The organism is Lysobacter sp. CCNWLW3 (assembly GCF_036697405.1).
Taxonomy (GTDB): Bacteria; Pseudomonadota; Gammaproteobacteria; order Xanthomonadales; family Xanthomonadaceae; genus Lysobacter.
On the sequence record NZ_JBAHWA010000010.1, the window covers coordinates 40645 to 54604 of the forward strand.

General features: G+C 69.7%; 8 protein-coding genes. 4 read left to right on the plus strand and 4 right to left on the minus strand.

Annotation, left to right across the window (positions count from 1 at the left end; genetic code table 11):
- The first annotated feature begins 28 nt into the window (after positions 1-28).
- Entirely contained in the window at positions 29-949 is a 921-nt protein-coding gene (gene gcvA / locus V1318_RS15420) for a transcriptional regulator GcvA (RefSeq protein ID WP_332940604.1), read from the plus strand.
- A gap of 106 nt (positions 950-1055) precedes the next feature.
- On the opposite strand, the gene V1318_RS15425 is transcribed toward gcvA, so the two are convergent.
- The 4 genes from V1318_RS15425 to V1318_RS15440 form a co-directional block, all read right to left on the minus strand.
- Entirely contained in the window at positions 1056-2411 is a 1356-nt protein-coding gene (locus V1318_RS15425; RefSeq protein WP_332940605.1) for a Gfo/Idh/MocA family oxidoreductase, read from the minus strand.
- Between the two features lie 92 nt (positions 2412-2503).
- Positions 2504-3613, minus strand: coding sequence for a ricin-type beta-trefoil lectin domain protein (locus tag V1318_RS15430; RefSeq protein WP_332940606.1), 1110 nt, complete (start codon positions 3611-3613; stop codon positions 2504-2506).
- Between the two features lie 92 nt (positions 3614-3705).
- Complete coding sequence (locus tag V1318_RS15435) at positions 3706-6693, minus strand: TonB-dependent receptor (protein ID WP_332940607.1); 2988 nt, start codon at positions 6691-6693, stop codon at positions 3706-3708.
- A gap of 128 nt (positions 6694-6821) precedes the next feature.
- The gene (locus tag V1318_RS15440; RefSeq protein WP_332940608.1) at positions 6822-10130 is read right to left on the minus strand and encodes a TIM-barrel domain-containing protein; all 3309 of its coding nucleotides are present in this window, start codon (positions 10128-10130) and stop codon (positions 6822-6824) included.
- A 367-nt stretch (positions 10131-10497) separates the two neighbouring features.
- Here V1318_RS15440 and V1318_RS15445 point away from each other — a divergent pair, with 367 nt between their 5' ends.
- The 3 genes from V1318_RS15445 to V1318_RS15455 are packed head-to-tail and all read left to right on the plus strand — an operon-like array spanning position 10498 to position 13950.
- Positions 10498-11655 (plus strand): SIS domain-containing protein, encoded by a 1158-nt coding sequence (locus V1318_RS15445; protein WP_332940609.1) that lies wholly within the window; start codon positions 10498-10500, stop codon positions 11653-11655.
- Positions 11648-12595 carry an ROK family protein gene (locus V1318_RS15450; protein ID WP_332940610.1) on the plus strand — a complete coding sequence of 316 codons (948 nt, stop codon included), beginning with the start codon at positions 11648-11650 and terminating at the stop codon, positions 12593-12595. Before V1318_RS15445 ends, V1318_RS15450 begins: the two co-directional genes overlap by 8 nt.
- 20 nt (positions 12596-12615) lie before the next feature.
- A complete protein-coding gene (locus tag V1318_RS15455) occupies positions 12616-13950 on the plus strand; it encodes a D-tagatose-bisphosphate aldolase, class II, non-catalytic subunit (protein WP_332940611.1) in 1335 nt (444 codons plus the stop codon).
- The last annotated feature ends 10 nt before the right edge of the window (positions 13951-13960 follow it).

Genomic DNA, 13960 nt, shown 5'->3' on the forward strand with positions numbered 1-13960 from the left:
GCTCCCCTTCGACGCCGGCCCGAACACGATGAACCGCATGTTGCCGGGCACGCGCGCGCTGCGGACCTTCGAGGCGGCGGCCCGGCATCTGAACTTCAGCCGCGCCGCCGCGGAACTGGGCCTGACCCCGGCCGCGGTCAGCCATCAGATCAAGGAACTCGAGGACCAGCTGGACCTGGTGCTGTTCGCGCGCGGCGGCCGCAATCTCCAGCTCACGCCGGCCGGCATGCAGCTGTTCGAGGCCGCGGCCGCGGCATTGGAATCGCTGCGCCGGGCGGTCGCCCGCGCGCGCGGCATGGCGCGCGGTGCCACCCAGTTGCGGATCTCCCTGAGCGCGCGCTTCGCCAGCAACTGGCTGCTGCCGCGGCTGCCGCAGTTCCAGGCCGCGCATCCGCAGCTGGAACTGAGCTTCGACATCGGCGACGCCTTGCGCGACTTCGAGGCCGACGACATCGACCTGGCGATCCGCTTCGGCCGCGGCGGCGGCGCCAACCTGTGCGCCGAGCGCCTGTTCGGCACCATGGTGGCGCCGGTATGCAGCCCGCGCCTGATCGCCACCGGCGCCAGACTGGAACAGCCCAGCGACCTGTTGCGGCACAGCCTGTACTACGTCGACTGGAAGACCGACGGCATGGTCTGGCCGAATTGGCGGATGTGGATGGCCGCGGCCGGCATCGAGGATTTCGACGACCGCCGCTGCGTGGGCTTCGCCGATTCCAGCCACGTGGTGCAGGCGGTGATCGACGGCGACGGCATCGGCCTGGCCGATCTGGAGATGATCGGCAACGACCTGGCCCAGGGCCGCCTGCAACGGCTGTTCGATATCGCCGTGCCGGTGGCGCTGGACTACGCCTATCACCTGGTCTATCCGCAGCGCAGCCGCGAAGACCCGCGCATCCTCGCGTTTCGGTCCTGGCTGCTGGAACAGGCGGGCGCCGCCGCCACCTGAGTTCGTGCGGGCAGACCCAGCGGGTTTGGCGATAGCGGCCGGCGCCGCCGATCCAGGCCCTCGCGCCGCCACGCCTGGCGGCGACGCGATGCAGCCGCGGCCGGCCTCAGTACTTGGCGTCGAAGGCGAAGATCGGCTTGCGCGACTTCCACAGGCCCTGGGTGAAGTCCGGGAAGTCCAGGGTCTGGTAGCCCTGCGCGATCGACTGTTCCGACAGCGGCGTGATCGCGCTCCAGGCCACCGCGTCGTAGATGTCGATCGGCATCGGCGCTTCGGCCTTCACGGCCTCGACGAAGGCGTGGATCACGAAGTAGTCCATGCCGCCGTGGCCAGCGCCCTCGGCGTCCTTGGCGTACTTGCGCCACAGCGGATGGTCGTACTGGTCCTGATAGGTCTGGAACGGTTCCCACTTGTGCGGCGGGCTGCGGCCTTCGATATGAATGGATTGATTGAGGTCCATCCACAACCCTTTCGTGCCCTGCACGCGGAAGCCCAGCGAATACGGGCGCGGCAGCGAGGTGTCGTGCTGCAGCAGGATGGTCTCGCCGTTCTCGCAGGCCAGGGTGGTGGTGACCACGTCGCCGAGCTTGAAGCTGGCCTGGGTGCTGGGATGGGCGGTGCCGCCGCTCTTGGCCACGGTGTATTCGTGCAGGCCGCGCGCCTTGCTGGCGAAGCTGTTGATGCGGGTGAAACGATTGCCGCGGTTGATGCCGGTGTACATCGCGCAGGGGCCGATGCCGTGGCTGGGATAGAGCTCGCCGTTGCGGCGCACCGAATGCTCGGTGCGCCAGCGCGCTTCCGACCAGCCCTTGGGTCCGAACTCCACGCCGCTGCCGTAGGGCTGGTCGGGATCGCCGGAGTTGAACTTCACCGCGCGCAGATCGTGCTGGTAGCCGCCCTGCAGATGCACCAGCTCGCCGAACAACCCTGCCCGCACCATCTGCAGCGCCGCCATCACGTCGCGCCGGTAGCACACGTTCTCCAGCAGCATGTAGGGCGTGCCGGTGCGCAGCTGGGTGCGCAACACCTGCCAGTGATCGTCCAGGGTGACGCCGGCGACCACCTCGCAACCGACCGCGACCTTGGCCTCCATGGCGTCGATCGCCATCGGCGCATGCCATTCCCAGGGCGTGGCCACGATCACCGCGTCCAGGCCGCGCTGTTGCAGCAGGCGCCGGTAGGCGTGGGTGTCGCCGTCCTCGCCGTAGGCCCTGGGCGCGGGCTTGCCGGCCTTGCTGGCCATGTCCAAGGCGCGCTTGAGCACGATCGGCTCGATGTCGCACAGCGCCACCACCTCGACGTCGTCGCGGCGCAGCAGCTCCTTCAACAACACCTGGCCACGCATGCCGGTGCCGATCAGGCCCAGGCGGATGCGGCGGTTGGCGGCCCAGGACGGCGTGCTGGGCAGCAACGCGCTGGCGCCGATCGCGGCGCCGGCCAGGATGAAATCTCTACGGTTCATTTTTTGCTCCTACGCTTCCGCGGCCGGTCCGCCATCAGCTTGCCACGCGCGGTTCGGGTGAATGCGAATCCGGCCGGATCCGCAAGGTGGGGTCAAGGCTTCAGGTGCCAGCGTTGGTAACCGTTGCCCAGGCAGGTGTAGGTACGCAGCCAGGCGCCGCGCACCGCGCCGCTCATCGGGTCCAGGCACTGACGCGCGCCGACGTTGTAGACCTCGTTGGAGCCGGGGATCGGCATCCAGCGCTGGCGCGAGCCGGCTCCGCAATCGGTCAGACGCACCTTGCCGTCGGCGTCGGCCTGCAGGCACTTGCTGCGCGAGCGCATCAGCATGCGGAAACCGTCGTCGCGCTCGATCTGCTGATTGGCGTTGGCGGCGCAATCCCACAGGCCCGCCTGCGTGCCGCCGGACAAAGTGTCCAGGCAGTAGCCGCTGTGCTCGTTGAGCAGGCGCTGCGGACTGCCCAGAGTGCCGTACACGTTGGCCGCGGCGATGCAATCCTGCTCGGCCGTGCAGGCCGCACGGGCGATGGTGGCGCAGATGCCATAGGTGGTGGCGGTGCTGGACACCGGCGCCACGCTGCCCTGCTCGGCGGTCGGCGCGTGCAGCACCGCGCTGCTGGCCGGCACCGCGGCGCAGCTGGCACGCTGCTGGTCGCCCTGCGCGTAATCTTCCAGGAAGGTGTTGGTGCGGTTGGTCAGGCCGCCCCAGGCCGTGGGCACGTGTATGGTCGCGACCTTGCGCTGCGTGCCGCTGGCGGTGTCGACGATGTAGGCCGCCCAGCGCGCGGGCGCCTCGGCGACGATGCGGATATCGTAGGTGACGCGCTGGCGCCAGGCGTAGTCGACCCAGCACTGCACGCCGCTGCCTTCGTGGTCGAAGTAGGCGCACTGGGTGCCGGGCTCGGCGGTCCAGGCGGTCGCCTTCCAGATCGAGAAATTCAGCGCCTTGTTGTGGCCGTCGCGCTGCTGCAGGCCGACATAGCCGCCGTCGCCGCCCTTGAACCAGAACTGGTGCGCCCAGTAGGTGTAGCCGTCCTTGCCCGGCTCGTCGGTGATGGTGGTGGGGAAACGCAGGTCCAGATAGCCCAGCTCGGTGGCCGGCCATTGGCGGTCGATGGCGACCATGCCGCCGGCGACCAGGGCGAAGGCATTGGACGAAAGCATCAGGCACAGCAACAGCACGGCGTAGCGGATGGTGCGCATGGGAACCCTCCTGCGGAAGACGTGGCGCCCTGGCGGACGCGGCTGGGCGCGCGGCGGCCGCCCCACGGGGAGCGGCCGCCGCGCGGTTGGCATCAGAACTTGTAGCCCACGGTCACGCTGAAGATGCGGCCGAAGTTGTTGGTGTAGCCGGGGAAGGTCATCCAGTCGTTGGGGTCGTAGAACGGACGGCGGTCGAACAGGTTCTTCACCGTCGCACCGACCGTGAGCTTCTCCGTCGGCCGCCAAGTCACGCCCAGGTTCGCCGTCCACCAGGCCGGCGCGCCGTCGCACTTGCTCGGCTGCACCGACACGTAGCTGCCGGTGCAGGTTTCGGCGTTGTTGTCCTGCTCGTCGATGCGGTCGTAGGCCCACTTGGTCTTGCCGACGTAGTTGACGTAGAAGCTGGTGTTCCAGTCGCCGTAGTTCCAATCGACGTTGAAGGTCGCGCGCAGGCGCGGGTTGTTGTAGTAGCCCACGGTGTTGCCGTACAGCCAGCCCGAATCGTCGCCGGCGTGGTACATGTTGCGGCGCGCGATGGTCGCGGCCACGCCGACGTTCAAGCGGCCCCAGTCGCCCAGGTCGAAGCGGCTGCGCGCGTCGATGTCGAAGCCGTCGACCAGGGTACGGCCGCGGTTGCGGTACTGACCGATGACGCTGGAGATGTTGCCGATGCTGTAGCCCGGCAGCGTGCCCGGACAGGTCACGCCGCTGGCCGGATCGGCGCACATCGCGGCCAGGGCGGCCAGGTTGGCGCGGTCGGCGTCGGTGATGCCGAAGCGCGTCATCGCCAGGATGTCCTCGGGCTTGCTGTAGTCCGGCGCGACGATCTCGTTGCGGCGATAGATGAACCAGTAGTCGGCCGACACCGACAGCCAGTTGGTCGGCTCGTACACGAAGCCCAGGGTGGCGATCTTGGCCTTCTCCGGCTCCAGGTCCTGGTTGGGCTGGGTCAGGCGCGCCACGTTGCGGCTGCAGTCGGAATTGCGCAGCGTGCGGCCCAGGTCCACGTCGCCGGGGCGGGCGGACTGCAGCAGCAGGTTGGCGATGGCATTGGTTTCGTTGCAACGGATTTCGTCGCGATAGCCGCCGATCTGGGCGAACACGCCGCCTTCGCCGGACTCGGCCAGGCTGGGCGCGCGGAAGCCTTCGGAATAGGTGCCGCGCAGCAGCAGCTGATCGAAGGCCTGATACTTCAAGCCGATCTTGGGCGCCAGGTTGGCATTGAAGTTGGGGTACTTGTCCAGACGTGCGGCGAACTCGAGTTCCAGCTTCTCGGTGATCGGCGCCACCGCTTCGCCGAACAGCGCATAGGTGGTGCGCTTGCCGTCGAACCAGGAGCCGCCCTGCTGGGTGATCAGGCCGTTGGCCGCGTCGGGGTTGCCGGGCGTGTAGAAGGTTTCGCGGCTGAGGTTGAAGCCGAACGCCGCGCGCACCTCGCCCGCGGGCAGCGAGAACAGCGGCCCTTCGATCTTGCCGTCGAGGGTATGCAGGCGCGTCCAGGACTCGATGTCGAAGGTCGGGTAGGCCTCGCGCAGCAGCCTGGCGTTGGCCTCGCTGATCTCGCCGAACTTGTAGGCCGGATTGTCCGAAATGATCACCCGCCCCGTGCCCGGGTCGACGGTGAACGGACCGAAGGCGCGTTCGAAGCCCTCCAGGTTGACGTTGACCGTCTGGTAGGTGACCGAATGCGAACCGGCGGTGGTGAAGGCGCTTTCCCAGCTCCAGTCGCCGAGGCTGCCGCGCAGGCCGAACATGCCGCGGTAACTCTTGTCGGTATTGCGCTGCCCGAAGTGGTCGCCGCCCACGTCCTGCAGCAGATACTGCAGCCCGACCACGCCGCCGTTGATCGCGCGCAGCGCGGGGCTGGCCTTGTTGTAGACGTTGTTGGGGCCGAGGTAGGGATAGAAGAACTGGTTGACGCTGTTGCCGGTGTTGCGCGAGAACCAGCTGGTCGGATTGCCGGTGGTGGTGCCGTAGGCGCGCGGCGTGCCGCCGTTGGCGCGCAGGTCGATGTCGGTATAGGTGGCCTCGGCGAAGGCCTCGGTGGTGTCGCCGATCAGGAAGCGCGCGCTGACATAGGCGGTGGCGCGCTCGGACTGCGCGCCGCCGTCGATCTCGTTGTTCAGCCAGGTCTGCCAGATGCAGCGCGGCCCGGCGGCTTCGACGACCACGTTCTGGCAGCCGGGCGCCGCCTCCTGCGTGCGCCGGCCGGTGACGGGGTTGATCGCGAAGTAGCTGCCGGGATTGAACACGCCCGGCGCGCTGCCGGTGCCCAGGCGCAGGTTGTTGATGTAGTTCGGGTTGTTGACGTAGAACTGTTCGGGCTTCTTGTCGTACCACTCCGACAGCGGAATCGGGTCGCGCCGATACAGGTTGACCGAGCCGTAGACGTTGTAGCGGTCCTCGTCCAGATCGCCGAAGCCGCCGGTGAAGCTGAGCTGGTGCTCGCCGTAGGAATCGAAGCGCGGGGCGAAATCGGTGGTGAGGCTGATCTCGGCGCCGCGGTATTCGCGCTTGGTGATCACGTTGATCACGCCGGCGACCGCGTCGGTGCCGTACACCGCCGAGGCGCCGTCGGTCAGCACTTCCATGCGCTCGATCGCGGCGGCCGGGATCGAGTCGATGTTGACGAACTGGGTCTGGAAGCCCGCCGGCGCGCCGTAGTACGACAGGCGGCGGCCGTTCAACAGCACCAGCGTGCCCTGCGCGCCCAGGCCGCGCAGATTGGCCTGCGAGGCGCCGTCCGATCCGGTGAACAGCGACTTGGAATCCACCTGCGCCGGGCGCGCCGCCGGCAGGTTGTCGAGCACCTGCAGCAGGGTGCGGGCGCCCATGTTCTCGATGTCCTGCTTGCTGATGATCTGCACCGGCGAAGCGGTTTCCACATCGGTGCGCTTGATGTTGGAGCCGGTGACCTCGATCCGCTCCAGTTCGGTGGCCTTCTCCTTGGCCTCGGCGTCCGCCGCGGCGGTGTCGGCGGTCTGCGCGTGGACCGGGCCCGCCAGAGCGGCGGCCAGGGCGACGGACAGCGCGGTGACGGGGATGCGGCGATGGCGACAGCGTTGGCTTGAATGCAACATCTTCGGCTCCATTTCGATCGGCAGCGCCGGGCGCTGCGCGGGCGGGTTGGCTTGCGTGAGGCAACAAAGCTCCGGTGCCGCGGCCGTCGGGCCGCAGTCGGAAGGCGGGTGCTGGGAATGACGCTGGCTTAGGGCGTGGCGATGGCGGCGGTATCGCCCTCCTGTCCGATCAACACGGCATTGGCCCAGTTGGCGCAGACCTGCGTCGGGCGTGCGCCTTGCGCGCCCAGGGTGCGCAGGCTCAAACGCTTCAGGCCGCGGATATCCAGTTCGGGCTTGACCACCGCCGGCGCGCGCACCAGGCCGCTGTCGAACAGCAGGCGCTGGTCGCCCCAGACCTGGAATTGCAGGCCGCCGGCCTCGCGGCAGCGGTCGTCGATGCCGAGATCGGCGCGCAGCAGGCGCCAGTCGCCCTGCAGTTGCAGGTCGACGCGGCTGTTCGCGCCCACGCCCAGGCCGCGGCGGAACTGCAGGCCGTTCATGCGCATCTCGCCGTCGCCGCCGTAGGCGCGGTCGCGCGCGATATCGGCCGCCAGCGGCAGTTCCGACAGATAGCGCTGCTGGGCGGGGCGCTCGGGCGCGCGGTGCTCGAGTATGCGGAAGGTGGACAGCGCGATCGGGCCGACGTCGCGCGGACGCAGCGCATCGACCACGCGCGCGGCGCCGGCCTGGGCCGCCGACACCATCGGATCGCTGCCGCTGGCGGAGTCGCCGTCCGGGTTCTGGGTGCTGAGCACGCGGAAGCGCAGCAGGCGGCCGGCGCGCGGCGCGAACTCGATGCGTTGCAGGTCCTGCTGCAACTTGAGCTGCCCGCGCGCGATCGGCTCGCCCCATTCGCCGTTGCTGTCGGCCAGGTAGACCTCGTAATCGCGGACCTGGCCGTGCTTCCAATGCTGATCGTTGCGCGGCGCGATCTCGATACCGTCGATCAGGCTGCGTTCGCCGAAGCCGATCGTCCATTCGTGCGCGCCGGTGCGCACCGCCTGGTTGCGCACGCTGCGGAACCAGGTCGCCGGGTCGTCGTCGAAGGCGTTCTCGAGCGGATGGCCGGGTTCCTCGGCCGGGCGATTGACCACCAGCAGGCTGTCGGGCGGCAAGGCGCGACCCTGCGCGGGCGCGGGCGGGAACTCGTCGTCGGCCGCCGCGGGCGCGGCCGGCAGATCGATGCGGAACGCGAGCGCGCTGCGGATATCGACGGGCGCGGTGCGCACGTGCAGGCTGCCGCGGCGTTCGGCCGCATCGAAGTACCAGCCCTCGTCGGCGGCCTGCAGCGCGGCGCGGTCGGCCAGCGCCGGCAGCGCGCGGCCGTCCAGTTCGACCGCGCGCGGACGCTGGCGGCTGAGCAGGCGCAAAGCGTAGCGGCGTTGCGGCAGCTGGCCGGCGTAGCGGCCGCGCTGGCCTTCGATGCGCACGCGCACTTCGCCGTTGCCCTGCGCCGGCGCCTGCATCGCGATGGTCTGCTCGCTGAACTCGCCCTGCTGGTAGCGGCGGGTGTTGCCGTCGTCTTCGTACAGCGTGTAATGCGATTCGCCCTGCGGGTACAGATCCAAGGTCAGCTCGTCGAGCGGTTTTTCGCCGTCGTAGAGCATGGCCGGGTACATCGGCAGGATCGCGCCGGCGCGTACGAACACCGGCAGCGTGGCCAGGTCGACCTGGCGATCGAGCTGGCGGCCCTGCGCGCCGGCCTGCAACTGGCGGCCGTCCCAGTAGTCGATCCAGCGCCCGGGCGGCAGATGGATGTCGCGCCGCCAGCCGCGGCTCGCCGCCTGGCTGCGGTACACCGGCGCCACCAGCAGCTCGCGGCCGAGCAGGAACTGGTATTTGTGCGCCTCGGTGTAGGCCTGCGGATCCTGCGGGTAGTCCCACATCAGCGCGCGCAGCGGCGGCGCGCCGCTGAGTTCGGCCTCGCGAGTCAGGCCGTACATGTACGGCGTCAGGCGCATCTTGAGCTTGAGGTAGTCGCGGTTGATGCTGCGGTAGGGCTCCTCGTACCACCACGGATGCTTGCGCCCGGCCGAGGACCAGCCGGACATGCCCATCAGCACCGGCGTGAACGCCTTCCACTGCAGATCGCGGGTGTAGGTTTCGGCGCTGCCGCCGAAGATGCCGTCGACGTCGCCGGTGGCGTAGGCCAGCCCCGACAGGCCCGAACCGATCAGGGTCGGGATATGCCAGCGGATGTAATCCCAGCTGCCGCTCTGGTCGCCGGTCCAGGCCACCGCGTAGCGCTGGATGCCGGCCCAGCCCATCACCGTCCACAGGAACGGGCGCGAATCAGAATTCTTCAAGATGCCGTCGTAGGCGGCGTGGTTGGCGTCCATCGCGAACTGGTAGCCCTTGCCGGTCCAGGCCACGTCCAGCTTCTGCACGCGACTGCCGGCGGTGCCGACCTCCCAGGCGATCTTGTCGACGCCGTCCTCGGTCCACAGCCCGGTGCGGAAACCGTAGCGGGCCAGGCCCTGCACCACTTTCGGCAGGTCCTTGTAGCCGCAACCGTAGCCGTCGTTGGGCAGGATCCAGCCGCCGGGCATGTCGTGTTCGCGGTATTGGCGCGCGACGCTGTCGACCACGTCCGGGGTGCCGCCGCTGGGGCCGTCGCTCCAGCCCTCGGGCACGGTGCCCGGCTTCTTCTTGTTGTCGCCGTCGTTGTAGCAATCGGCGTCGCCGTAGGACAGCGCCCAGCGCGGCAGCAGACCGGCGCGGCCGGTCAAGGCGGTGTAGCGGTCCAGCAATTGCGGCAGGCCGGCGCCGACGAAGTAATAGGCGTCGAAACGGTCCTCGCGATGCAGCAAGGTGGCCTGGTCGGGTTGGCGCAGATCGTAGCTGCCGTCGCTCCAGGTATTGCGCAACATGCCCCAGCCGCGCGAGCTGAGCAGCATCGGCGCCGGACTCGGGCGGTCGCCGTCTTCCCAACCGCCGGAGTAGGAAATCTCCAGCTCGCGGCCCTTGAACTCGAAGCGGCCGTTCTGCTGGCCGCCGCCGTAATAGTGTTCGCCCGCATCGCTGGACAGCACCTGCACGCTCTGTTCGGCGGCCAGGTCCAGCGGCTGCAGCTCGCGCCACAACGCGATCGCGCGGCCGGCTTCGATGCGCTCCAGCGACAAGCGCAGCGGCTGGCGCTGGATATGCAGCACCAGCGCCTGGGTGCGGATGCGCACTTCCTTGGCGTCTTCTTCGTACGTGTGCTCGACCTGGCCCGCGGGCTGGGCGGGCACGATGGCGGTGGCCTTGTCGCCGTTCGCGCTCAACTTGCCGCGGCGGCCCGCCTGCACGCGCAAAAGATCGGCGCGCAGCAGGTCGATGCGCAGGCGCGCGCCGCTGGCGGTGGTGAGTTCCCAACTCGGGGCCTGCCCGGACGAGGAGCCGGGCGCGATCGCGCGCAGATCGCCCACGGGCTCGGCCAAGGCCGGCGCGGCAGATAGCAACAGCCAGGACATCGCTGCGATGAGCAGGCGGCCATGGCCTCGTGCGCTGGTTTCCACCTTGCCCCCAAGCCCGCCTTACACGGGATCCGAAACGCTTGCGACCGACTCTAGGGCAGCCCGTCGAAATATGTCAACAAATTGCAAAGGAAAAAGAAGGATATTTTCCTCATATCGAAAGATTGTGCAAAGCACAACTTTCATATAGCAGCACGAAATGATCGAAACTTGCGCTGGAACCCCGGAATTGCTGCGTAGCAACACGATCCGTCGTACGGCCGCTGGAAACCCAAGCCCGACGCCAGAATCTTTCAATTAGCTTTCGATGTTTGACATTTCGAAAGAAAACGCAGATCGTGAGCGCGCCCAACAGGAACCATGAATGGACGCTCCCCTGCTTCCCGATTTGTCCGCCTGGCAGCGCCTGGGCGGAGCCCACACCGCCGAAGAAATCGCCCAGCAGCCCGCGCTGTGGGAAGAGCTGGCGCAGGTGCTGGAGCAGACGCGCGCAGGCATCGACGGCTTCCTCGGCGACTGGCTGCGCCAGCCCGGGCATCGGGTGATCTTCACCGGCGCCGGCAGCTCGGGCTTCATCGCCGAAATGGTCGCCGACCAGATCAATGCGCAGTGGCCGGCCGAGGTGCGCGCCCTGCACACCACCACCCTGCTCACCCATCCCTCGCTGTACCTGCAACGCGATCGCCCGACCCTGCTGGTGTCGTTCGCGCGCAGCGGCTCCAGCCCGGAAAGCAGCGCCGCGGTCGATCTGGTGCGCGAGCGCGTCGCCGAGGCGCGTTTCCTCGACATCACCTGCAACGGCGAGGGCGCGCTCGCGCGTCGCGGGCGCGACCGCGCCGACACCCTCACCCTGCTGATGCCGCCGGCCAGCTGCGACCGCGCCTTCGCCATGACCAGCAGCCTGAGCTGCATGCAGCTGGCCGCGCTGGCGGTGTTCGACACCGCGCCGTGGCCGCAGCGACTGCAGCGCCTGCCGCTGCTCGCCGCGCATGCGCGGCGCGCGCTGAGCGACTGGGACGCCCCGGTGACGGCGCTGGCGCAAGCGCCGTACTCGCGCGTGATCTATCTGGGCAGCGGCCCGTTGGAAGCGCTGGCGCGCGAAGCCGCGCTGAAATTGCTGGAGCTCACCGCCGGCCGCGTGCTGGCCCTGGCCAACACCCCGCTGGGCTTCCGCCACGGCCCCAAGTCCACGCTCGACGGCGAGGCCCTGGTGGTGGTGCTGCGCAGCGCCGAAGCGGTCGCGCGCCGCTACGAACAGGACCTGCTGGACGAACTGCGCCGCGACGGCATCGCCGGCCGCGTGCTGTCGGTGGGCCCGTCCGCCGGCGACGGCGACGACGGCGATTTCGTCCTGGACGCGCCGGCCCTGCCCGATCCCTGGCTGGCACCGCTGTGGCTGAGCATGGCCCAGCGCTACGCCCTGCTGCGCTCGGCCGCGCTCGGCCTGACGCCGGACAATCCCTTCCCCGACGGCAGCGTCAACCGCGTCGTCCAGGGCGTGACCATCCATCGCCATGACTGACGCCGGCGCCAGCGCGCAGACCTACTACGGCCTGGACATCGGCGGGACCAAGATCGAACTGGTCGCCTGCGACGAGGCCATGCAGGTGCGCTACCGGCGCCGCATCGCCACCCCGACCCAGGACTACGACGCCTTCCTGCGCGCACTGACCGAACTGGTGCAGGCCGCCGATGCCGAGCTCGGCGGCAGCGGCGCGGCGGTCGGCCTGGGCGTGCCGGGCGTGGTCGATCGCGACAGCGGGCGCCAGCTCAGTTCCAACGTGCCGGCCCTGACCGGCCAGCGCGTCGGACAGGATCTGCGCGCGCGCCTGCAGCGTCCGCTGTACCTGGGCAACGACTGCCAGTGCTTCGCGCTGTCGGAAGCCCAGGGCGGCGCGGCCGCGGGCTACGCCAGCATGTTCGGCGCCATCCTCGGCACCGGCGCCGGCGGCGGCTACTGCCTGGAAGGCCGCCTGATCGCGGGCTACAACGGCATCGCCGGCGAATGGGGCCACTGGAGCGTGCCGGCCGCGCTGCTGCAACGCCACGGCCTGCCCTTGCTGGACTGCGCCTGCGGCCTGCGCGGCTGCATGGAGCGTTACGTGTCCGGCAGCGGCCTGGCCCTGATCCACCAGCGGCTCGGCGGCGACGCGATCGATGCCGGCGCGATCGCGCAGCGCGCCGGACAGGGCGATGCCCACGCGGACCGGGCGCTGGCGATCCACCGCGACCTGCTCGGCTACGGCCTGGCGGGCCTGGTGCTGAGCCTGGACCCGCACGTGATCGTGCTCGGCGGCGGGCTGTCCAAGCTCGATGCCCTGTATCGCGACCTGCCCGCCGCGGTGGCCGCGCATCTGTTCGGCGGTCCGCGCGTGCCGCCGATCCTGCCGCCGGTGTTCGGCGATGCCGGCGGCGCACGCGGCGCCGCCCTGCTCGCACGCCAGCGCCACCGAACCGCCTGATCCCTATCCGAGACCCGTCCATGTCCGCCGTCCAAACCCTGATCGCCGCCCACCGCCGCGGCGAGCGCGTCGGCCTGTACAGCGTGTGCTGCAGCAACGAGCAGGTGCTGCTGGCGGCGATGCAGGTCGCGCAGGACTACGGCAGCCTGCTGCTGATCGAAGCCACCTCCAACCAGGTCGACCAGTTCGGCGGCTACACCGGCATGACCCCGGCGCAGTACCGCGACTACGTGCAGGCGCTGGCGCGCGCGCAGGGCTTCCCCGGCGAACGCCTGATCCTGGGCGGCGACCACCTCGGCCCGAACGCCTGGCAGCAACGCCCGGCCGCCGAGGCCATGGCGCATGCGCGCGAGCTGATCGCCGCCTACGTCGCCGCCGGCTTCCACAAGATCCATCTCGACTGCAGCATGTCCTGCGCCGACGACCCCACGCCCCTGCCCGACGAGACCGTGGCCGCGCGCTCGGCGGAGTTGGCGCGCATCGCCGAACGCAGCGCCGTCGACGCCGGCCTGCCGCCGCCGGTCTACGTGATCGGCACCGAAGTGCCGGTGCCCGGCGGCGAAGCCTCGCTGGCCGGCGGCGTCGCGGTCACCCGCCCCGACGCGGCCGCGCGCACCCTGGAGATCCACCGCCAGGCCTTCCTCGCACCCGATCTGGCGCCGGCCTGGGAGCGCGTGATCGCGATGGTGGTGCAGCCCGGCGTCGACTTCGACCACAGCAGCGTGCAGCACTACGATCCGCGCGCCGCGCGTGCGCTGTCGGCCTTCGTCGAGGAGCAGCCGCGCATCGTCTACGAGGCGCACTCCACCGACTACCAGACCGAGACCTCGCTGCACGCGCTGGTGCGCGACCACTACGCCATCCTCAAGGTCGGCCCGGCCGCGACCTACGCCTACCGCGAGGCCGTGTTCGCGCTGGCGGCGATCGAACGCGAACTGCTGCCGGCCGCGCAGTGCTCGGACCTGGTCGAGGTGCTGGACCGCTGCATGCGCGAGCGTCCCGCGCATTGGCGCAAGCACTACCACGGCGACGAGCGCCTGCTGCGCCTGCTGCGCGCCTACGCGCTCAGCGACCGCAGCCGCTACTACTGGGGCGAACCCGAGGTGCAGGCCGCGCTGCGGCGATTGATCGACAACCTGCGCGCCAACCCGCCGCCGGCGATCCTGCTCAGCCAGTTCATGCCCGAGCAACAGCGCGCGCTCGAAGCCGGCCGCCTGGCGGCCGAGCCGCTGGCCCTGATCCGGCACAAGGTCCACGCCCGCCTGGCCGAGTACGCGCGCGCCTGCGTGCGCAACCGGGCCGGCGCGGCGGACGCAAACGAAACCTCCGCAGCCACCGCGCTTTCGGAACGGTAAGCTCACGCTT